Origin of the sequence: Polynucleobacter sp. SHI8 (assembly GCF_027944005.1) — a bacterium.
Classification (GTDB): domain Bacteria; phylum Pseudomonadota; class Gammaproteobacteria; order Burkholderiales; family Burkholderiaceae; genus Polynucleobacter.
The window spans coordinates 492,739-513,146 of record NZ_AP027204.1 but is presented as its reverse complement, the minus strand read 5'-3'; the positions used below and the strand labels follow the sequence as shown (position 1 = coordinate 513,146).

At 40.4% G+C, this 20,408-nt stretch carries 22 protein-coding genes; 8 read left to right on the top strand and 14 right to left on the bottom strand.

Annotated elements, in window-relative coordinates:
- Positions 1-17: 17 nt before the first annotated feature.
- Both QMN06_RS02650 and QMN06_RS02645 read right to left on the bottom strand, forming a co-directional pair.
- Positions 18-518: a hypothetical protein gene (locus QMN06_RS02650; protein WP_281970981.1), complete on the bottom strand. Its 501-nt coding sequence runs from the start codon at positions 516-518 to the stop codon at positions 18-20.
- A 216-nt stretch (positions 519-734) separates the two neighbouring features.
- Positions 735-1,691, bottom strand: a complete 957-nt coding sequence (locus tag QMN06_RS02645) for an MBL fold metallo-hydrolase (RefSeq protein WP_281970980.1) — start codon at positions 1,689-1,691, stop codon at positions 735-737.
- Between the two features lie 395 nt (positions 1,692-2,086).
- Between QMN06_RS02645 and QMN06_RS02640 the strand changes: the two genes are divergently transcribed.
- Positions 2,087-2,632: a cytochrome b/b6 domain-containing protein gene (locus QMN06_RS02640; RefSeq protein ID WP_281970979.1), complete on the top strand. Its 546-nt coding sequence runs from the start codon at positions 2,087-2,089 to the stop codon at positions 2,630-2,632.
- Positions 2,633-2,693: 61 nt separating this feature from the next.
- Here the strand turns inward: QMN06_RS02640 and ribA are convergent, their stop codons facing one another.
- A complete protein-coding gene (gene ribA / locus QMN06_RS02635; protein WP_281970978.1) occupies positions 2,694-3,767 on the bottom strand; it encodes a GTP cyclohydrolase II in 1,074 nt (357 codons plus the stop codon).
- Positions 3,768-3,929: 162 nt separating this feature from the next.
- Here ribA and QMN06_RS02630 point away from each other — a divergent pair, with 162 nt between their 5' ends.
- Complete coding sequence (locus QMN06_RS02630) at positions 3,930-4,778, top strand: RibD family protein (RefSeq protein ID WP_281970977.1); 849 nt, start codon at positions 3,930-3,932, stop codon at positions 4,776-4,778.
- On the opposite strand, the gene QMN06_RS02625 is transcribed toward QMN06_RS02630, so the two are convergent.
- Genes QMN06_RS02625 through QMN06_RS02615 form a run of 3 tightly spaced genes read right to left on the bottom strand, consistent with a single transcriptional unit; the run spans position 4,732 to position 7,235 of the window.
- On the bottom strand, positions 4,732-5,805 hold the full coding sequence (locus tag QMN06_RS02625) for a glycosyltransferase family 4 protein (RefSeq protein WP_281970976.1): 1,074 nt from the start codon (positions 5,803-5,805) through the stop codon (positions 4,732-4,734). The two genes, QMN06_RS02630 and QMN06_RS02625, sit on opposite strands and share 47 nt — an antisense overlap.
- Positions 5,806-5,822: 17 nt before the next feature.
- A complete protein-coding gene (locus tag QMN06_RS02620; protein ID WP_281970975.1) occupies positions 5,823-6,224 on the bottom strand; it encodes a 6-carboxytetrahydropterin synthase in 402 nt (133 codons plus the stop codon).
- 9 nt (positions 6,225-6,233) lie between these two features.
- A complete protein-coding gene (locus tag QMN06_RS02615; RefSeq protein ID WP_281970973.1) occupies positions 6,234-7,235 on the bottom strand; it encodes a zinc-binding alcohol dehydrogenase in 1,002 nt (333 codons plus the stop codon).
- Between the two features lie 90 nt (positions 7,236-7,325).
- Between QMN06_RS02615 and mdoH the strand changes: the two genes are divergently transcribed.
- From mdoH to QMN06_RS02600, 3 genes are read left to right on the top strand one after another with little or no spacing between them, the layout of a single operon-like run.
- On the top strand, positions 7,326-9,107 hold the full coding sequence (gene mdoH / locus QMN06_RS02610) for a glucans biosynthesis glucosyltransferase MdoH (RefSeq protein WP_281970972.1): 1,782 nt from the start codon (positions 7,326-7,328) through the stop codon (positions 9,105-9,107).
- Complete coding sequence (locus QMN06_RS02605) at positions 9,107-10,864, top strand: glucan ABC transporter ATP-binding protein/ permease (RefSeq protein ID WP_281970971.1); 1,758 nt, start codon at positions 9,107-9,109, stop codon at positions 10,862-10,864. The genes mdoH and QMN06_RS02605 overlap by 1 nt, the downstream gene beginning before the upstream one ends.
- 35 nt (positions 10,865-10,899) lie before the next feature.
- Positions 10,900-11,778: a hypothetical protein gene (locus QMN06_RS02600; protein ID WP_281970970.1), complete on the top strand. Its 879-nt coding sequence runs from the start codon at positions 10,900-10,902 to the stop codon at positions 11,776-11,778.
- A gap of 286 nt (positions 11,779-12,064) precedes the next feature.
- Here QMN06_RS02600 and QMN06_RS02595 read toward each other — a convergent pair whose 3' ends face one another.
- On the bottom strand, positions 12,065-12,667 hold the full coding sequence (locus QMN06_RS02595; RefSeq protein WP_281970969.1) for a DsbA family protein: 603 nt from the start codon (positions 12,665-12,667) through the stop codon (positions 12,065-12,067).
- Positions 12,668-12,912: 245 nt separating this feature from the next.
- Here QMN06_RS02595 and QMN06_RS02590 point away from each other — a divergent pair, with 245 nt between their 5' ends.
- Positions 12,913-13,554: an alpha-ketoglutarate-dependent dioxygenase AlkB gene (locus QMN06_RS02590; RefSeq protein ID WP_281970968.1), complete on the top strand. Its 642-nt coding sequence runs from the start codon at positions 12,913-12,915 to the stop codon at positions 13,552-13,554.
- A 32-nt stretch (positions 13,555-13,586) separates the two neighbouring features.
- Positions 13,587-13,985, top strand: coding sequence for a dihydroneopterin aldolase (locus QMN06_RS02585; RefSeq protein WP_281970967.1), 399 nt, complete (start codon positions 13,587-13,589; stop codon positions 13,983-13,985).
- Positions 13,986-14,119: 134 nt separating this feature from the next.
- Here QMN06_RS02585 and QMN06_RS02580 read toward each other — a convergent pair whose 3' ends face one another.
- Together QMN06_RS02580 and QMN06_RS02575 are read right to left on the bottom strand one after the other, a co-directional pair.
- Positions 14,120-14,296, bottom strand: a complete 177-nt coding sequence (locus QMN06_RS02580; protein ID WP_281970966.1) for a CsbD family protein — start codon at positions 14,294-14,296, stop codon at positions 14,120-14,122.
- 47 nt (positions 14,297-14,343) lie between these two features.
- A complete protein-coding gene (locus QMN06_RS02575; protein ID WP_281970964.1) occupies positions 14,344-14,679 on the bottom strand; it encodes a BON domain-containing protein in 336 nt (111 codons plus the stop codon).
- Between the two features lie 289 nt (positions 14,680-14,968).
- Between QMN06_RS02575 and QMN06_RS02570 the strand changes: the two genes are divergently transcribed.
- Entirely contained in the window at positions 14,969-15,115 is a 147-nt protein-coding gene (locus tag QMN06_RS02570) for a lmo0937 family membrane protein (RefSeq protein WP_281970962.1), read from the top strand.
- Positions 15,116-15,254: 139 nt separating this feature from the next.
- Here the strand turns inward: QMN06_RS02570 and QMN06_RS02565 are convergent, their stop codons facing one another.
- The 5 genes from QMN06_RS02565 to QMN06_RS02545 form a co-directional block, all read right to left on the bottom strand.
- Positions 15,255-15,731, bottom strand: a complete 477-nt coding sequence (locus tag QMN06_RS02565) for a (2Fe-2S)-binding protein (protein ID WP_281970961.1) — start codon at positions 15,729-15,731, stop codon at positions 15,255-15,257.
- Complete coding sequence (locus QMN06_RS02560; RefSeq protein ID WP_281970960.1) at positions 15,728-16,576, bottom strand: FAD binding domain-containing protein; 849 nt, start codon at positions 16,574-16,576, stop codon at positions 15,728-15,730. The genes QMN06_RS02565 and QMN06_RS02560 overlap by 4 nt, the downstream gene beginning before the upstream one ends.
- Positions 16,573-18,939, bottom strand: a complete 2,367-nt coding sequence (locus QMN06_RS02555; RefSeq protein WP_281970959.1) for a xanthine dehydrogenase family protein molybdopterin-binding subunit — start codon at positions 18,937-18,939, stop codon at positions 16,573-16,575. Before QMN06_RS02555 ends, QMN06_RS02560 begins: the two co-directional genes overlap by 4 nt.
- A gap of 93 nt (positions 18,940-19,032) precedes the next feature.
- Positions 19,033-20,010 carry a tripartite tricarboxylate transporter substrate-binding protein gene (locus QMN06_RS02550; RefSeq protein ID WP_281970958.1) on the bottom strand — a complete coding sequence of 326 codons (978 nt, stop codon included), beginning with the start codon at positions 20,008-20,010 and terminating at the stop codon, positions 19,033-19,035.
- 31 nt (positions 20,011-20,041) lie between these two features.
- Positions 20,042-20,392, bottom strand: coding sequence for a RidA family protein (locus QMN06_RS02545; protein ID WP_281970957.1), 351 nt, complete (start codon positions 20,390-20,392; stop codon positions 20,042-20,044).
- Positions 20,393-20,408 lie beyond the last annotated feature (16 nt).

The following is a 20,408-nucleotide window of genomic DNA, read 5'->3' as shown; positions in this document are numbered from 1 at the left end:
CGAAAAACTAGTTAGTCTTACACCACTTCGTATTTCAAACGCTTCACCTTTGACATATCCGTACCTTCAATACGGATTAGACTTGTCGAGTCTTTGCGCTCAGGTGCATGTAAGTCTCCTTCGTTATACAAGTGCGCTACACCTGGAGTCAGTGCGTAAGTTTTGACAACTTTCACTTTACCTGGTTTGTCAGCACTAGCCTCTTCAATTTTTTGAAAGTCTCGCATTTCAGTCCTACCATGGACCTGCCCATAAATCGCCCAAGAATGCGCATGATCATGCGGGTCAGAGCTTTTCGGTCCCAAATAATTATGAGCCAATATACAAAATCCCAATTCAGGATCTTGATAAATAATTTCACGCTCGCCAGTGGTTGGAGGAAGGTACTTTGCAATAAAATCCTGATCAATCAAAACGTCTTTCAACGCCTCCGCAACTTTTTGACGCCCAATAGGTCCGGGACTATTCTTCAAAAAATCGTGACACTGACTAGCAAATTGTTCTAGTGTATGACTCATGCTTGTTGACTCCTTGATTGTTTTCAATATATTTATCTTACCCCAGTTTAGGTCAAAGGTTCGAAGCTCCTCCGTCCTACCAAATTAATAAAAGACTTTAAAAGAGATTTTCTTTTAAAACCTTTTTTCTTTTTTTATTACATGCATTGGTTATGTATTGGTAGTGCACTAAATTTTAATCATGTAGATTTCCATTGATAACGGGCGTACAAGTAATTATTTTTGAATAACTTGATCTTTTTCAATCTGAAACGTCATCAAATCTTCACCAATCACCAATGGCCCAGAGTAGGTTTTTCTGGCCATATCAAATACTTCTTTTTCAGTGACCGCAGGTATTCCAGGACCTGCCAGCAATACATAGTGATAAAACACAGCAAGTTGGGGTTTGACTTTACTAAACAGAGTACCCGCTTCCTCTGGTGATGTGTGGTGATCTAGGATTACTTTAATCACTGGGTTTTTTAGTAAAGCTTCTTTTGCTGCAGCTACTTGGTGAATGATCAAGTTAGAACCCATGGCGTGTTTGATTAGGTTTTCGCTATAACGTGTATCTCCAGAGATCGTGACTGATCGATTGTCATAGTCGATGCGGTATCCAAATGCAGGTTTTAGTAAGTCGCCATGATCCACTTCAATGGCAGTGACCGTGAGACCATCTTTTTTATATACAACACCCGCATTGACTTCAGTTACGACTGATTTGATGTTTTCAGGTTTGAGTCCTTGATCAGCGACTCTTGCTTTGATGTCCCACTCATAGGCTTGTTCCAAGCCATTCATTAATTGTTGACTACCTTTTGGGCCATAAACAACAAAGGGGCCATTGCGCTGTGCGTAGTTCGTCTCTAACCATCCTGTAAGCCATAAGTCGGGGAGTCCCACCACATGATCAGAATGCAGATGAGTGATGAAAACTGCATCGATCAAGCCCAGCTTAATACCCAATTGCCAAATTCGCTGAGTTGTTCCGCGACCACTGTCAATTAACAAATGCTTTCCACCTGCTTGTATCAAGACCCCTGGACCAAAACGTGTCATTGACGGTGTTGGACTTCCAGTGCCCAACAAGGTGACGCGAAATTCTTGAGGTTGTAAGGGCGGAAGTTTGCTTTGTGCTTGCGCAAAAAAACCGACTAAAGAAAAAAATAAAATGAAAATAAAACGCAACATTTATGATCCTTTATTTTATGTTGGGTAATTTAAATAAAAACAACCAGGTAAGTCTTTTTTGAATTGGCTTTGGTTCGCCAACCTGGACTGGAGGCAGGGACCTGCAAATTAACATTGCCACACCCTAAAACCATAAGTAGATTGCCTTCATTCAGGTTTAATTTGAGCAACTTTCACAATTTAGCTGATTAAATAAATCTCTTTGAGTAGTCATTTATCTCCCGAATTATTTTTATTTGCTTGAGTCTATTCTTCTATTTACTTAGCATAGTAAATTTTATAAAGTAATAATCTAAAATTAGTATAAATTAAAACTTATCTAATAACCAAAGAAATGCTGGTTGACTGCTTCATCTTTTAATGATTAGACTCAATCTTCATATGCGAATTGAATAATGACCCAGACCTATTCTTACAAGATACGAATTATTCATTGGCTTACTGCTCTGTTGATTATCGCTCTCCTGACTTTAGGCTTCTGGATGACGAATCGATCAGCTGCTAACTTATGGGATGAACTAACGAATACTCTGTATTCATGGCACAAGTTGATTGGTTTTTCTGTTCTTTTAATTACTGGACTGCGGGTTCTTATCAAACTGAACTCTAAAAGACCTCCATACCCTATTGGGCTTGCCCTTTGGCAAATTCAAATGGCAAAATCAGTACAAATTGCGATGTACTTACTATTGGTGATAATTCCTTTATTTGGCTGGGCCGGTGTTACTGCATATCCAGCGCTTATTACCGTGGGAGGTTTTCACCTGCCAGGATTGCCAGGTATTCCTCAAGATCAGATCTTAGCAAAGCAATTGTTTGAGATCCACGGCTACATAGTACTCGCGCTCATTTCGATTACTTTATTACACGTGATTGCAGGTCTGAGCCATTTGTTTTTTAAAAAAGATGGGGTGTTTGAGCGTATTTGGTTTAAGCTCTGAACTTATTAATGAACCCTACAGAATAAGGGCTGTGCAATGTGGGTTTAGAATGCGGCAATTTCTAAAATAAATGACCACTTTTTTTAGCCTTTACATCGAGATAAGCCTCATTATGTCTATTTGAAGGATAAATATGTGGCACACGCTCCACCACTTCAATATTGTGCTTACCTAAAGAGGTCATCTTCGCTGGATTATTTGTCATCAATTTAACTCGACTAACACCAAGCATGCGGAGCATTTGCGCTGCGGGCAAATAATTACGCTCATCGGCATCAAAACCAAGTTGTAAATTAGCATCTACTGTATCAAAGCCGGCATCTTGCAATTGGTATGCGCGTAATTTATTAACGAGTCCAATACCGCGTCCTTCTTGTGCAAGATATAAAAGAATTCCACTACCTGCCAACGCCATTTCATTAATAGCACCGCGTAATTGATTGCCACAATCACATCGTAAAGAGCCCATTAAATCTCCAGTAAAGCACTCAGAATGAAGTCTTACTAGAACCGGTTCTTCGGTGTTAATCTCGCCGACAATAATTGCTAAGTGCTCGATACCACCATCACGTGGGCGAAAGGCTACTATACGAACATTTTCCGCATTCTCTAAGGGAACGCGCGCCTCACTTACCTTGATCAAAGATTGTGCTGCAATGGTCATATAAGATTGGATTGAGCTCTCCTGAACTGAGAAAGTATCAGAATTGCCATCACTTTCGACGATGAGTGCGGCAGGCAAAAGGCGTGACAATTTTGACAAGGTAACACATGCATTTGCTAATGAGTCTGCATCCTTTATTTCCAAATCTGTCATATCAGGCTGGGCCCTCAAAATCGCTAGAGGATTTGCTAAATATTCAATCAAATCAAGGGATAAGCCCTGAGGATGGGAAACTATACTGACTGGACGATCTGATTTATCAATACCGAGAACATTCAACCGATTGCCGGTCAATACTAATTTAGGCGCAGTAGTACCTATCTGGGTCAATATATGTAGATTATCCGGAGTTAAAGCATCAACTGCTAAAGCCACGAAACTCATATTGGTGTCGTAAACGCGCACCATTGCGCCTCGGCGTAATTCCGAAATAGCGCGGTCAACTTCTATCAAAGGATCAGGTATCGTCATTTTTTAAAATCTAATATTTATATTGCTCAAAAACCAAGTAACAAGCCAGAAATTACATGTATGCTTATTTAACTAGTAAACTAATTATCTATTATCTCACTCTACGAAAAATTGCTTTGGAGCTGCTGCGTTTTCAAAAACATTGAATAAGGCCTTACGATTGTGACCTCACCCAAGCTACAGTCACCTGTACTCAATAACAAGATTTCGGCTGAGCCGAATCCTGAGTGGGATCACTTTTTGGAAAACTTTTTTAGTAAAGAACAGCTTCCTTTTTCACCCTTACAGGCCATTTTTGGACCATTACAACAGCCGACTGTAGATAGTATGTTCGTTGTAGGTCAAATTGGTCAAACTATGGATGGGAGGATTGCAACGGTCTCTGGCCAATCGAAATATGTCAATGGGCCTAGGGGATTAACCCATCTGCATCAATTGAGGGCTCTAGTGGATGCCGTTGTGGTTGGAGTAGGCACGGTTCTTGCAGATAATCCCCAACTGACCGTTCGAAAGATTAATGGAAAAAGTCCTGCTCGGGTGGTCATTGATCCAAGAGCACGACTGACGCAACATCACTTCATTTGGCAAGATGATGGTGTACAAAAAATATGGATCGTGGCAAAAGGAACCTCTGTTACCCCTCCTCCTCAAGTAAGTTTGCTTGAACTACCCTCAACAAACGGTGCTATTGATCCAGCACTTATATTAAAAAACTTATTTTCTCGAGGACTGAAGCGCGTTTTAATAGAGGGTGGTGCAGAAACTATTTCGCGCTTCATCGTGGCCAAGTGTCTTGATCGTCTTCATCTGATTGTTGCCCCTATTGTGATGGGATCAGGACGACTGAGTTTTAATTTACCCCAAATTGAGCACATGGATCAAGCTTTACGCCTTGAAGTTAAGACACATCTATTAGGTACCGATGTTCTTTTTGATTGCGACTTGCGCAACCAAAGAGTTTTAATCATGACGGAACAAGATGATTCAGTGCAGTCGCAAAATTCTGAATAGCATCTTCCCATGTCGGCTGCAGACGCGCTGCTTGAAGTGCTCCGGATGCAAGTTGAGCACGATATAGTGGATCTAGTATCAGTGTTTTTAACGCCATAGTTAAAGCAGGAATATCTCCTGGCGCAACTAATAAACCTGCCTCTTGGGGTACGGTATCCGGAATTGCACCGCCCGTTGTCGCAATAATCGGTAGACCATGAGCCATGGCTTCAGCATACACCATGCCATAGCCCTCAAAAAGTGATGCCAATACAAATATGTCTGCTTTAGCATACAGGTTTTCTAGGTCCTCATTGGTTACTACGCCAAGTACAGTAACCCGGTCCTCTAAATGGAAATACTTAATATCCATCATCAAGCGCTCATAAGCTTCTGGGTTATGGGAAGTATCCCCTGCAATCGAAAGAGTCCAAGGTAAGTCAATTAAGGGCTCGAGCGCAGGGATCAGATCATGAAACCCTTTACGAGGAATAATAGAACCGACAGACAGTAAATTGATTGGACTACAGTCATCTCCACTCATTTGAGATCTTGGTTCAAGTCGATGATTTAGATCAGTGCCTGGTAAGACCACTCGCACTCTATCTAAGTTCATACCATAGTGCTGATGTAAATCGCGTGCGGTCGCTGGACTGTTTGCGATAACGCCCACTACATTTTTTAGTGCTTGGGTCTCGCTTTGCTTCAGGTGTTTTACTTCAGGATCCTTTAATCCATATTCAAATGCTAGGGGGTGGTGGATCAAAGCGATCAGGGGATGCCTGCTTGCAATTTCAGGAGCAAGATCTGGCAGTACTCCTAAGGCTAAACCATCGATTACCATGGGCACACCTTTAGCTAGGCTCAGTAACTTATTTCTTGCATAGTCCCTTTGAGTTTGGTCTATAAAAGGATAACCATCTCCAAGACTAATTAACTGAATCTGCCAGCCAAGGCGTTCAAGTCCCTCAATCATCCGCCGATCATAGGCATATCCACCGGTAGGGGTCGTTAGGTCACCTGGATAAACAAAAATCAAGTGCTTCATTGAACTACCGCTTGATTTCAATGAATTGCAGCCTCATACCATGCGCGGGCAATATGGGATTCTGAAATTGTTACTCGAATAGCACTCAGTTCTGAACCCTTTCGACCTAAACTATCTGTGCGAGCTGCTGTCGCTAGTTTGTCAAAGATGTACTTCGTCAAAAACTCTGTTGTGGTATTGACGCCCTTAAACTCTGGTAAATCATCTAAATTGCAATAATTAATTGGCTTGAGGGTTGCCTTCAAAACATCAAGCGCTAGCCCAATATCAATCACAATACCGTTTTCATCAAGCTCTTTTGCAATAAAAGCTGCATCAACTACAAATGTTGCTCCATGCAAAGCCTGTGCTGGCCCAAAGACTGCCCCACGAAATGAATGGGCAATCATAATATGGTCACGAACTTCTACTGTAAACATCTTAACTCCTTAAGGATATCGAATCAAACAACACAACGCATCACTTTGCGCTCCAAGAAGATCGGGTAATCGATCGGGTAAATCAGCAAAATCAACTGCGGTTTCGAGCAAAGCATCTAGTCTTGTATCAGTCAACATATTGAGAGCTGCTTGCAATCTTCGACGATGAGTCCAGCGTGGGCGATGAGATGAGGATACATGGCCAACTTGACTTGACTGCAAGCGAATTTGACGGCTATGAAATGCTCCTCCAAGTGGCGCCTGGACTAAATTAGCTCCATACCAACTCAACTCCAAAACGGTTGCCTCATTGCCCGCAGCATCCATTGCAGTAGCTAGTCCAGCAACACTTGCACTACAGTGAAATACGACATCACAATCGGACGGCGCCGTCTCTGGCAAAGAAAAATGAACTCCTAATGATTTTGCTATCGCAGCTCGATTTGGATTGATATCGACCAAAGTCACTTCAGCACCTGGTAAGTGTCCACATAAATAGGCTATTAAACAACCGACAACTCCGCCTCCAATTACTGTAATACGATCACCAGGTCCTGGAGTGGCATCCCAAACTGCATTTAAGGCTGTTTCCATATTTGCTGCTAGAACTGCACGTTCGACACTTACTCCCACTGGCAAAGGCACAACATCTTGAGTGACTGTCTGGTAGATTGTTTTATGAGGTTGAAGTGCAAAAACATACTTTCCAATCCAATCGGCTGGCCCGTCTTCAACTATTCCAACGTTTGAATAACCATATTGCACTGGAAATGGAAAGGTTCCTCCCATCCATGGGGCTGCCATGCGCGAGAACTCTGACTCTGGAACGAGTCCACGATAGACTAGGGATTCAGTACCGCGGCTTAATGCGCCAAAAAGAGCGCGTACACGAACGCTTTCATTTGTCATTGGTGCCAAAGGCTCAGAGCGTATTTCAGCATGCCCCGGTGCAACATACCAAAGTGACTGGCTCAAAATTACATTCGGTGTATTTACTGCATTTTGTGACACAAATTAATCCTAGGTGTTAAGTGAAAAAGTGTTAGTTAACCTATACTATACAAGCGTTTTGCATTGTATAAATGAGCTAGAGCGAGTCCTTTGAATCCCCATGTAAATATTGCCCCTGATTTGACCATCACTGTTAGGCGAGTGATTTTTTTTGTACTGACCCTTAGTACTGCGCTATTGATGTTGTTCCTCGTGCATCAAACTCTAGCAGCCACGATTCCACTGGTAATTCGAATCACAATTCTAGGACTATTTGCATTGACCTTACCATGGATGGTGGTTGGATTTTGGAATGCCATTATTGGTCTTCTAATTTGCCAATGTGTCAAAGATCCTATTGCTATTATTCTTCCAAAAAACATGCAAGTGAGCGACACTTCACCGATAACCCACTCCACAGCTATCTTGCTGTGCATCCGAAATGAATCTCCAGCGCGATTGATTCGCAATCTTCAAGTGATGCTGGAGGGTATAGTGCAGGATCAACTTGGTTCATTTTTTCATGTGTATATATTGAGCGACACCAATGAAGCCATTATTGCTGAAGAGGAAAGGGTTTCCTTTGAAGAAATGCGTGCGCAGTGGAGTGAGCAAATTCAAATTACGTACCGTCGCCGTGAAGATAATACTGGTTTTAAAGCAGGTAACATTGCTGATTTTTGCGAGCGCTGGGGTAAAGATCACGATTTTGCACTCGTACTTGATGCCGATAGTTTTATGGCAAGTAGCGCCATCACGAGGCTCGTACTAATGATGCAAGCCAATCCTCGTCTGGGGATTCTGCAGGGCTTAGTGATTGGTCTTCCATCCACGAGTGCATTTACCCGTTTGTTTCAGTACGGTATGCGTCTTGGTATGCGCTCTTACACCATGGGCTCTGCATGGTGGCAGGCGGATTGTGGGCCCTACTGGGGGCATAATGCATTGATTCGGCTAAGTCCATTCATGGAGTTTTGTGATTTACCAGTTTTAAAAAATCGCTCTGGTGTACCATATTCGATTTTGAGTCATGACTTGATTGAAGCAATCCTCATGCGGCGTGCTGGCTATGAAGTCCGAATTTATCCTCAGGAAGATCTCAGCTGGGAAGAAAATCCCCCTACGTTAACTGAATATATTCGTCGGGACTTACGTTGGTGTGAGGGAAATTTACAGTATAGAAATTTACTGACACTTCCTAATCTTCGGCCAGTGAGTCGTTATCAGCTGTTGCTAGCAATCGCGATGTTTTTAGGATCTCCAGCATGGATTTTCTTGATTATATTTTGTACGATTGCTATCGGACTAAGTATGAATCCAGCGACTTTAGTGAATATAGATTACTTCTCAACTCTGCTACTCGTTACTTTAGTTATGTGGTATTTGCCAAAAATCACTGGCGCAATCGATGTTCTATTACGAACTTCAAAAAGTAAACTCTTTGGTGGTCGCTGGCGCTTCTTAATCAATTTGGTTTTGGAGATGATATTTTCTTTATTAATGACGCCGATTACTTGGTTGAATCACACCATCTTTATATTTAGTCTCGCATTTGGAAAAAAAGGTGGGTGGTCTGCGCAAACGCGCGATGACCATAGTATTTCTATAACACATGCTTTGTTGCAATTTTGGCCGCATACCATCCTTGGCCTAGCGCTAACGAGTATGCTGTATTACACACACCCTGAGGCTCTTCCTTATGCAATGCTTTTTTTTGGTGGACTCCTGTTTTCAATTCCACTCGTTGTCATCACATCACAGCCTTGGCTTGGGCGCTTTATGATACGTCATCGACTTTTATCCTTACCCGAAGAAATCATGCCTGCTAAAGAATTACTTCCGTTACAACTAAGTGCTCTGCAAGATAGCGCTAAAACTCCACACAATATCTAATGGGATTTTTTCACCTCTACTATCGAGCAGTCAAATTACTAGGCTCTGACCAGCGTCTCGGGTGGATATTATCGATTGCAAACGTTGCACTAGCCTGTGTTCTATTCGCAGAGCCTATTTTGTTTGGCAAGGTAATTGATACCTTATCGCATTCATCTAATTTACCAAGATTAGAAACATGGCATGCGGTTTGGCCTCTATTAGTTATTTGGACTGGCTTTGGTCTTTTTACAATTGTATGCTCTACTACAGTAGCCTTATTTTCAGATCAACTAGCCCACCGCCGCCGACATTTCGTATTGAGGGAATACGTTGAACACGTGCTTCATTTACCCTTAGCGCAACAGACTAGAACCCATTCTGGACGGCTAATGAAAATTATGCATCAAGGTATTGATACCCTTTGGTGGCTTTGGTTGAGTTTTTTTCGCGAGCACCTAGCTGCGATTATCTCGCTAATCATTTTAATTCCGATAGCACTTTATATTAATTGGCGGCTGGCGCTTGTTCTAATCGCATTGTGTCTAATATTTAGTTTTTTAACTCATTTTGTTTTACGTAAAACTCAAGGTCTTCAACAGCAAATAGAAAGTCACCATTCTGATTTAGCTGAACTCACCTCAGATACCCTTAGTAATATTGCTTTAATCCAAAGTTTTTCTCGTATACAGATCGAATTAAACTCATTACATCAAATTAGCCAACGTGTTTTATTGGCGCAATTCCCGGTATTGTCATGGTGGGCGATAGTGACGGTACTGTGTCGAACTGCAATCACGATTAGCATTTTATGTATTATTGTTCTTGGGGTGTGGTTATTTACACAATCATTGATCACTATTGGTGAAATCGTAACTTTTGTTGCCTTTGCTGGCATCATATTTAGTCGCCTTGAGCAGGTGGTAGGATTTGCAAATAAGCTATCAACGGACGCGCCTCGATTAAAAGAATTTTTTGATGTGCTAGATACTGCTCCAGTAATTAAAGATATTCCAAATGCAATCGATCCCGGTAGGTGTAAAGGCTTAGTAGAGTTTCATCAAGTTTGCTTTTCCTACAATCCGAAGAAATTAGCTGTCGACAACATGAGTTTTGTGGTGAAGCCAGGGCAAACTCTTGCCTTAGTAGGTGCATCGGGAGCAGGTAAATCTTCAGCTCTCAGCCTTCTCTATCGAGCCTTTGAACCTCAGTCCGGATCCATTAGGATTGATGGAATAGACATTCAACAATTTCAGCTTACAGCTTTAAGGCGCAATATTGGAGTTGTCTTTCAGGAACCACTATTGTTTAACCGCTCGATTGCAGACAATCTTAGAATTGGGTGTCCAGATGCAAGTGATGAAGAACTGCGAGCCGCATGTGTGCGCGCTCAAGCACTAGATTTTATAGAACAACAATCTGACGGCTTTAATACGATTATTGGTGAGCGTGGAAGGACACTTTCAGGTGGCGAACGCCAGCGTTTATCCATTGCTCGCATTCTGCTAAAGGATGCGCCTATCTTAATTTTAGATGAAGCTACCAGCGCTCTAGATACGCTAACCGAGGCAAGCCTAATAGCCGCGCTTAAAGAAGTAACACAATCCCGCAGCACTTTGGTGATTGCCCATCGATTGAGCACTATTCGTGAAGCAAATCATATTTTAGTCATAGATGCAGGAAAGGTTGTTGAATCAGGCAGCTTTGAGGGACTATATCAACAAGGTGGCCGATTTACTAAAATCATGCAACAGCAATATGGCCTGTCAAATCTTTAGTAGTAAGCCAATAATATTTAGCGAATGGATGACTCATGAGTGAATTTTCAGCGCAGTGGCTTGGGTTACGAGAACCGGTAGACCACCGATCACGCAATCAAGATCTTCAAGCACAAGTAATGAGCTACCTTGCGCAGATCAAAACCGTTCACCCTGGTTCAGTGCGTTTAACCGATTTAGGATCTGGCACTGGGTCTAATCTACGTGCGCTAGCTCCCCAATTGAATTCGATGCAGCACTGGACCTTAATTGATTATGATGCTGCGCTCTTACATACTGCACGCACCACCCTACTTGCTTGGGCTGATAGTGAAATACAGACAAGCATTCTTGGGCTTGCAGTTAATCCTTCAGCCCAAGTTAAGCCCCTATCCATCATCAAACAAAATAAAACAATCGTAGTGGAGTTTAAATGTATAGATTTATACAAAGACTATCGAGCGATTCTGGATGAACCTGCCGATATCATTACTGCTGCAGCTTTTTTTGACTTAGTAGCAGAGCCTTGGCTTTCAGAATTCTGTACTTATTTATCCAAACCTCTTTATACAGTATTGACCTACGATGGTATCGAAAAATGGTCTCCACCTGAAATGATGGATGTTGAGATTTTAAAAGCTTTTCATCAACATCAAAGAACTGATAAGGGTTTTGGTTCTGCCTTAGGCCCATCTGCAGCAGAGCGTATGCAATCACTTCTTCAAGGTCGTGACTTTAAGGTGGTGAGCGCTCAAAGTAATTGGATGATGGATGATCACGACCGCGATCTAATTGAACAATTAGCAACTGGCACTGCAAGAGCCCTTCGAGAAATAGGCACTTTGCCAAATCTTGTGGTAGATCAGTGGGAGAAAAATAGACGCCAAGCTAGCAATTGCGAAATCGGGCATGTGGATCTTTTTGCTTACAAATAATAAGCTTAAGCCTCAACCAAAAATTACTGCCGCACTTTTGATTGACCCTTTATTTTGAACTATTTAAGTATTAATTAATTTGGGAATTAAGATAGCTTTCAATTTTTTCAAAGCTGGCGATCTAGAATTTCGTTTGCATAACTAAATAAAGTTGGTGTGTGCCATAAGCCTTATTCAGTACATAATTCTTGAAGGGTGGATTTTTAAAAAAATCTTGTAAGCAATTATTTTATTAAGCAATTGGGGCGCATAAGCGCCTTTTTTTATGTTTGAAAGACGTGGCTATTTAGATTTTAGAAATAATTTGGTCTAGTTCTATGTAAGTTTTATATCCAACAACAGGCATGAAACTTCTTGGTGAAAAATTTCTCTCGCCGATTGTCATTGCCGGAATTGCATGAAAACCTAAAACTTTAAACTCTTTCTCATCAAGAAGAACTTGTTTAGTATAGATTGCATCATCAAGTACTTCGTTTAATTCTGCACTATCTAAACCAATACTTTTAGCTATTCTAATAAGTTCATCTTGATCACTGATATCGATTCTGAGATTAAAAAATGCATTAAATATGGCATTTGCCATTTCTAGGGAAAGATCTTGCGTATCTGCATAATAAATACTCTCCTGGGCAAGTCTGATATTGGGAAGTATTTTAGGCTTTAAAAAATTTAGGTGATGTTCCTTTGCAATCAACTCGTTAGAGGCAATCTCCAAATTATTTAGATAATCCTCCGAGGGAGTCGTAAAGTTTTCACGCGTGTTCATCTCGACTGATTTCCAGCAAATAAGTAACTTTTCTTGATATTTTTCTTTTAACTTCATTAAAACAATCGTTTGAAGGTAAGAAAATGGGCACTCAAAGTCGCCCCAAATTTGCAATTCAATCATAAGTCCTTAGGTAAAAATTTTATTCATTAGATACAAGTATCCTCCAATAATTAAAACAATGGGCTGACATCTTCAAATTTTCCGTACCACTATTGATCTTTATCATCATCTTTTACGCAAGGTGCTAAAAGAGATATTGGATAGTTGATCTATCGCAGCTCATCAAGTGACGGGAGTCGCAAACTACAAATTTAGTCTATCCTAGAGCTTCTACCCTATATGCATTGATTAATACACATTTATTCATGACACAAAGTCTCTTATTTGAACCCTTCTCAAAAGATTGCTTACTCAATTTATTACCAAAAAATGGATCTGTATATTACTATCCGGAGGTTTTTGATGAAGCTAGCTCATCTAATTTATTAAACGTACTACAAGAATCACTTCTCTGGAGTTCGGATCAATTAATGATGTTCGGCAAACGGATAACAACCCGTCGAAAGGTAGCTTGGGTCGGAGATCCAAATTGCCCATACACTTACTCTGGAGTACAAAAAAATCCGCAAGCATGGACTGCGGATTTACTTTTAATTAAGGAAAGATTAGAGAAAATTTCTGCCTCTGAATTTAATTCTTGCCTTCTCAATCTCTATCATGACGGCAATGATGGGATGGGGTGGCATAGTGATGACGAAAAAGAGCTTGATGCCAATGCTCCAATTGCTTCATTGAGCCTTGGTGCTACCCGTAAGTTTGCCTTTAAAAATAAAGAAGATAAAGGTAGTTTCTCAATTTTTTTAGAAAATGGAAGTGCTTTAATCATGTACCCACCAACCCAAGAGTTTTGGCAACACAGCTTATTAAAAACTAAAAAAACGATAGGGCTTCGGATTAATTTAACGTTTAGAAAAATTATCCCTCATGATAAAAATCCATTATTCTAAAACTCTCAATACTATTTTACGACTCTCATCTTATGATTACTTCTTGTATTGAACTAAAAGATCTTCAGCTTCAGACTCAAATTGGAACCTATGGTTTAGGGGACACCATACCTAGGCAGCATCTCTTGGATTTAACTCTTTGGATTGATTCAAAGCTGGTTTTAATTGCCACAGATACCATGGAATATGTTTTTGATTACGATCCATTAGTAGTTGAGATTGGCCGTTTGGCTGGTGACTGTCACTATGAAACCCAAGAAAGGCTGATCACTCGGATAGTTGAGGCTTGCGCAAAATACTCTGAAATTAACTCAATGGAAATCGCTCTCAGAAAATCACCCATTCTTGGTGAATCTGGCTCATTAGGAATTAGACTCGCAGTCGATCAAGCTACATTGGCTGACATCACAACTTTAAAGACCATTACTTAACTAAAAGGCAAATATCATTGGCTTGAGGGATAAATGATTTTTGCCTCATCATTTGACTTAGCAGAATAACTTGTAAAAAAACGCCCGAAGGCGTTTATTACATCATTTATGATTGTTTCATCGGTTACAAAGAACTATAGTTTGCTCTTTACATCAGATTTCACATCACCTAAGCCAGCCTGAACTTTTCCTACATTTTTCTGGATATTACCTTCTGCTTCAAGCGACTTATTACCCACTACTTGTCCCGCTACTTCCTTTACCTTGCCTACAACTTCTTCTACACGGCCTTTAACTTGATCTTTATTCATGGTAATCCCCTTATCAAACGTTAAACAACGAAACTTAAAATGCTAATTTATTTATAAAATGGGTTGTTAGTACCTTTAACCCGCATATCGTTCTTAACTGAGGTCACGCCAGGAGTACCTTTAGCTATCTCAACAGCTTTTTCCGTTTGCGCAATACTACTCACAAAGCCACTAAGTTGAACGGCCCCTTGAAAAGTTTTCACTGTGATTTCAAATGAATTTAATGTGGATTCGGCTAGGATAGCGGCTTTAACTTTAGTTGTAATGACGACATCATCAATATATTGGCCGGTGCTTTCATTATCAGCTGAGGTGGCGTTAGCCGATAGTAAGATTAAAAGACCCGAAAAAAATAAAGTGAAAAATTTCTTATTTAGGCTCATTTAATTCTTTCATGTTAAAAGTTGACTACCGAAATAGCTATTAATTTTTTAAGATCATTTTGAGTTTAAGTTAAAAAATTTCTACATTCTGTTCGCTATCAAACTTATGAAATTTTTTTTAACTATGTTGGCTATCAGACATTTGCTGATGCATATAAATCTTATAGTTATTAGTACCTGATACTCATTTCTATAAGGTTGAGCCTTCGCAAAGAAGTTTCAACTAAAGTAGCTCTGAAGTTTCAGAAAGAATAGTACTTAACGAATAACCACAAAAAAGGAAATTGATATGCTAGTTAACATTGCTGTCGTACTACTCATTCTTTGGGTGCTTGGCTTAGTGTCATCAAATACTTTGGGTGGATTTATACATATTTTGTTGGTCATTGCCGTTGTTATGGTACTCATAAGATTGATTCAAGGCAATGGGATTTAGTTACCGAAAAACTTTGGTAGAGATCCAATTTTTCAGCCGCAAGATCAGAGGTAGAGCCATTAATAAAGAAACTAGATCTCTTAAAAGCTTCCCTCGAGTATAAAAATCTCATTAGTGACAAGGCTGTCTTAACCTCATTTTAAATCTCAGGATTATTAAGTCTCTGATTAGCTAACTGGGTAGCTTTTACAATTCCTGAATATCCTGTGCACCGGCATAGGTTTCCAGACAACTCATTACGTATTTCGCTCTCTGTGTTACATTTTTGACGCACAATCATATCTCTGACAGTGATGAGCATTCCTGGCGTACAAAATCCACATTGCAAACCATGTGCTTCAGAAAAACACTCTCGAATCACTTTCATCTTGCCATCATCTTCAAAACCTTCAATCGTTTGCACGGACATGCCAGATACTGAAGCCGCTAAAGTAATGCATGAACGTATTGGCTCACCATTGACTAAAACCGTACAGGACCCACAAACCCCTAACTCACAAGCCAAATGAGTACCGGTAAGATTAAGGTTATTACGAAGAAGATCAGCTAGCGTCAATCGATCATCAATTTCTGTTTGAAGAACTTGATCATTGACATGAAGTGAAATTGAACTCATTTTTTTAAAGCCTCCATAACTGCTTTTTTAATAATTGATCGATGTAGATTAAATTCATAAGACGATGGCAAATGATACGTATTTTCAAGAAGGTCGCTTTCTAATAAGTTATTCAACTCTTTATCTAAATCAGTATTTTTAATATTTGCAGACATAAGATATTTAGATAATCGAGGCAATAAAACTGGCTTATCTCCTGCAGCGCCTAAAGCTGCATTGAAAAGTCCCAACTTTGGATCAATAACAATCGCCGCAATAGAATGCGCAAACTCTCCAACCTTATGACAAAACTTAACATAAGACCACTTGGCTTCATTTGAAAGCTCTGGTACTAAAACCCCTTTAACCAAATCAGACTCTTTTAAACTCGTTTGCATCAACCCACACTGAAATTCCCCCATAGGAGTTTCTATCTCATTGGTATGATTTTTAATAATTACCGTCGCACCAAGTGCAAGAAGTGCTGTCGGCCAATCTGCGGCTGGGTCGGCATTGACGATACTTCCCCCAATGGTCCCTTTATTTCGAATACCACGATACGCAATACCTTGCGCAACGTATTGAAGGTAACCTTTGGTTATATCTTCAACTTTGCCATCTTCAATCATCGCATGCGTCACAGCGGCACCGATAAAGAAACGGCCTTTGATAGAAAATAATCTGTTTAAATCAGGTATTTTGGAAACGTCAATGACCTCTTCACTAAATACTAATCGTAGACACATCATTGGCATCAGGGATTGTCCGCCTGCCATGTACTTTGCATTTCCTTCGTGAGTTTGATTCAAAGCGATAGCTTCATCAATACTTTGCACGCTGTGATAGTTGACCTTTCCTGATTTCATAAAATCACCTCAGACTGTTTAGCCAACTTTTCTCTCGCCTGCACAATGGCTGCATAAACTCTTGGAGGAGTCATTGGTGTTTCATTCAATTCAGCGCCAATCGATTTAAGGGCGTCTCGAATAGCATTTGCAATCGCAGCTGGTGGTGCAATAGCCCCACCTTCACCCATGCCCTTCATGCCATATTCGGTATGCTCTGATGGTGTAACCATATGACCTATTTTTATGGCCGGTATTTCTGTTGCTCCTGGGATTAAATAATCTGCCAAGGTAGTTGCTAAGGGTTGACCAGTTTCATTATATGGAATCTCTTCATAAAGAGCTGTTCCTATACCTTGAGCAATACCGCCAATAATTTGTCCGTCAACAATTAAAGGATTTACTACCGTGCCACAATCTTCAACAATTGCATAATCTAAAATATCAACTTTCCCAGTATCAACATCAACGGCTACAACGGCTACCTGTGTTGCATAGGTAAATACTCCAGTATCAATATTAGGTTCATAAGTAACAAGAACCTCTAGTAAAGGATCTACACCTTTTGGTAGAGCCTCCTGCCTTAAATGCGCTATTCGAGCAACTTCTTTTAACGCGATAGAACTTGAAGGACCATGAATTAAATCATCTTCAAAACGTAAATCCTCTAATTGACAACTCAGTAAATGCGCTGCAATGACTGCAATCTTATTTTTTAGGAGTCGGCAGGCTTTCGCAACAGCACCACCCGCCATGACCATACTTCTTGAGGCAAATGTTCCCATACCAAACGCACTTGTTTGTGTATCTCCATGACGAATGCTTACATGGATTGGATCAATCCCTAGCTCTTCACAAGCAACCTGGGCAAGGGAGGTTTCCATTCCTTGTCCATGTGAAACAATTCCCACTGAAATAATCAATGAGCCATCCGTCATCATCCGTGCAGATGCAGTTTCATATCCTGGAATAACAGGTACTCCGCGAGAAACCCATTCCCCGCAGCCATGGGCTGTCTGCTCCGTAAAAGAAGCAAACCCGACACCAATTAATCGGCCGTCAGATTCACTTTTTTGTTGACGTAATCGAATCTGATGAAATTCAATTAATGCTGCTGCTCGACGTACCGATTCTGCATAATTACCACTATCAAATAATAAGCTGGTAATGTTTCGATATGGCATCGCTTCTACAGGTACCATATTTTCCATTCGAACCAGATAAGGTTCACGTCCAACGGCATGAGCAATTTCATCAATAATTCTTTCAATCGTAAAGCACGCTGCGGGTCTTGCAACCCCTCGGTATGCGCCAATGGGTGATTTATTGGTAGCTACTGTATATGTTTTGACGCGATAGTTTGGAACGACATAAGGTCCTGGAATATTTCTAGAAGCCATACCAGTTTCCATAAAAGGGCCATTAGGCCAATGTGAGTAAGCACCGGCATCAACATGTATATCGACATCTAGCCCTAGTATTTTTCCTTGAGAATCAGCGTATGCGGTCACTTTATGATGATGCTCTCGGCAATGAATCGCAGTCATTAAATGCTCTCGCTTATCATCAATCCACCGAACAGGTTTTTTAAGTTTTAATGCCAAAGCAACAACCATTAGCTCCTCAGGATACAAAACTCTTTTAGCACCAAAAGCACCTCCCATATCCGGCGTAATTAAGTGTAATTGGTTTTCATCAATCCCTAAAGCCTGAGCCATCCCAACACGAGTTTGGTGCGGAGATTGAGATCCGATATAGACAACTAACTCATTTAAACGATGATCCCACATAGCCAAAATAGCACGCCCCTCTAAAGGGGCAGCTGACTGTCGATTCATTTTAAAACTTCTCTGAACCGTGACAGTTGCATGTTGCTTTGCAGTCTCTATATCTCCATATTGACTATGTTTAGAAACATAAATATTGTCACCCCATTCTTCACGAATCAAAGGCGAGTCAGTATGGGTTGCCTTTAACAAATCGACTACAGCTGGTAATTCTTCAATATCTACATAGACAGAATCTGCTATATCTTCAGCGATAGACCGATTGGCGCCGATGGCCATTGCAATTGCCTCACCCGCAAATCGAACACGCTCCGATGCTAATGCTGGGTGCTCAGAGTATTTAAAACCTTCAACCTTAGGCACTGCAATAATTGGTTTTACATTAGGAAAGTCACTTGCCTGAAAAACCTGGTCTTTAAACTCCTCCGGAACTTGCAGACTCTTAATGATTCCATGCGCGTACGAACTTCGGACAAAAGCAACTTCAATAATCCCTGGAATCTCAATATCAGAAACGAATTGACCCTTACCGTGAAGATGACGAAAATCCTCTTTTCTTAATACTCGCGCTCCAACACCCTTGCCTGGTTTATCCAATTTAACTATCCTTCACAAGATTATTCATTGACTTCTGTTAAACACAGAAATTTTTCTTTACTCGAAAACAACTCTCAAGACTGCAATGATTCTTTATAAAGGCTTCAAGCCCATCTCTTTCACTAATTTGCCATACTTTTCAATATCAGCATGGCGTAAAGCCTTAAATTCATCAGGAGATGTCAAATAAATCTCAGCACCAAGGGTTTCAATTTGTTTACGCATTTCAGGAGTATTCATAGCCTCTTTTAAAGCTAGATTTAGTCTATATACAATTTCTTTAGGTAATTTTGCTGGCGCTTCAATTCCCATCCAAAAATTCATAGTTGCAGATGGAAATCCTACTTCCTTAGCTGTTTTAACGTCCGGCAATGAGGGCGTTCTTTTTTCAGACATCACGAGTAGTGGTCGAACTAAACCTCCTCGAATAAATCCAATTGTAGATGGTAAAGAATCAAATACCATAGATACTTGTCCCGAAATAACATCTGGAAAAGCCTGCCCTGATGACTTATAGGGTACGTGCACCATATTTAGCCCAGTAGCATTCAATAAAATTTGCCCAGATAAATGGCCTGTACTTCCAGGACCGGCAGATGCAAAACTTAAATTATTTTTTCCAGATCCTTTACCATAAGCTACCAAATCCTCAAAAGTTTTTACAGGTAAATTATTATTCACCACCAGTATATTCGGGGTGACGATAATGGTCCCAATAGCCGTAAAGTCATCTTCATTCTGATAAGTTAAGTCTTTTAACAATACGGGAGCTACAGAAATCATTGGTGGACTTGTCAATAAAAGAGTGTAACCGTCAGCAGCAGCTTTGGCCACCACAGCTGCTCCAATTGTGCCACCTGCCCCACCTCTATTTTCGACGATCACAGCTTGCTTAAGAACATTGCCTAAACTTTGGGCAAGCACTCTACCTATCGTATCGGATACACCTCCGGTAGCGTAAGGTACTATTAATTTAATGGGCTTTGACGGATATTCACTTTGTGCAAATACATTAAAACTTATACAAATAAAGATTACTGGAAACTTTATAAACCTTTTTAAGTTAAACATTTATTTCTCCCATTTATCAATTCAAATTTAACTAAATTGCTGCCATCGCTGTTATTTCAATTAGGCATTTTGGATCATTAAGTTCAACTTTTCCACAACACCTTGTTGGAGTTTCATTCGGTATCACCCAAGCATCCCACACTCGATTCATTGCAGCAAAATCATCCATCGACTTTAACCAAATTTGAGCTGATATTAAGCGTGATTTATTAGTTCCCGCCTCCTCAAGCAAAAGATGAATTTTTTCTAAAACCTGGCGTGTTTGATCTTCAATGGTTGTACTTCTGTCATCAGGAACTTGCCCTGAAATATAAACAATACCATTGTGAATCAATGCTCTACTGCGCCTTGCATTTTGATCAATCCGGATAAAATCGCCCATCTTTAAATTTCCTTAA

Coding starts and splice junctions, on each gene's coding strand:
- QMN06_RS02650 (WP_281970981.1), bottom strand. CDS start 518: ATGAGTCATACACTAGAACAATTTGCTAGTCAGTGTCACGATTTTTTG.
- QMN06_RS02645 (WP_281970980.1), bottom strand. CDS start 1,691: ATGTTGCGTTTTATTTTCATTTTATTTTTTTCTTTAGTCGGTTTTTTT.
- QMN06_RS02640 (WP_281970979.1), top strand. CDS start 2,087: ATGACCCAGACCTATTCTTACAAGATACGAATTATTCATTGGCTTACT.
- ribA (WP_281970978.1), bottom strand. CDS start 3,767: ATGACGATACCTGATCCTTTGATAGAAGTTGACCGCGCTATTTCGGAA.
- QMN06_RS02625 (WP_281970976.1), bottom strand. CDS start 5,805: ATGAAGCACTTGATTTTTGTTTATCCAGGTGACCTAACGACCCCTACC.
- QMN06_RS02620 (WP_281970975.1), bottom strand. CDS start 6,224: ATGTTTACAGTAGAAGTTCGTGACCATATTATGATTGCCCATTCATTT.
- QMN06_RS02605 (WP_281970971.1), top strand. CDS start 9,107: ATGGGATTTTTTCACCTCTACTATCGAGCAGTCAAATTACTAGGCTCT.
- QMN06_RS02600 (WP_281970970.1), top strand. CDS start 10,900: ATGAGTGAATTTTCAGCGCAGTGGCTTGGGTTACGAGAACCGGTAGAC.
- QMN06_RS02595 (WP_281970969.1), bottom strand. CDS start 12,667: ATGATTGAATTGCAAATTTGGGGCGACTTTGAGTGCCCATTTTCTTAC.
- QMN06_RS02590 (WP_281970968.1), top strand. CDS start 12,913: ATGACACAAAGTCTCTTATTTGAACCCTTCTCAAAAGATTGCTTACTC.
- QMN06_RS02585 (WP_281970967.1), top strand. CDS start 13,587: ATGATTACTTCTTGTATTGAACTAAAAGATCTTCAGCTTCAGACTCAA.
- QMN06_RS02580 (WP_281970966.1), bottom strand. CDS start 14,296: ATGAATAAAGATCAAGTTAAAGGCCGTGTAGAAGAAGTTGTAGGCAAG.
- QMN06_RS02575 (WP_281970964.1), bottom strand. CDS start 14,679: ATGAGCCTAAATAAGAAATTTTTCACTTTATTTTTTTCGGGTCTTTTA.
- QMN06_RS02570 (WP_281970962.1), top strand. CDS start 14,969: ATGCTAGTTAACATTGCTGTCGTACTACTCATTCTTTGGGTGCTTGGC.
- QMN06_RS02565 (WP_281970961.1), bottom strand. CDS start 15,731: ATGAGTTCAATTTCACTTCATGTCAATGATCAAGTTCTTCAAACAGAA.
- QMN06_RS02560 (WP_281970960.1), bottom strand. CDS start 16,576: ATGAAATCAGGAAAGGTCAACTATCACAGCGTGCAAAGTATTGATGAA.
- QMN06_RS02550 (WP_281970958.1), bottom strand. CDS start 20,010: ATGTTTAACTTAAAAAGGTTTATAAAGTTTCCAGTAATCTTTATTTGT.
- QMN06_RS02545 (WP_281970957.1), bottom strand. CDS start 20,392: ATGGGCGATTTTATCCGGATTGATCAAAATGCAAGGCGCAGTAGAGCA.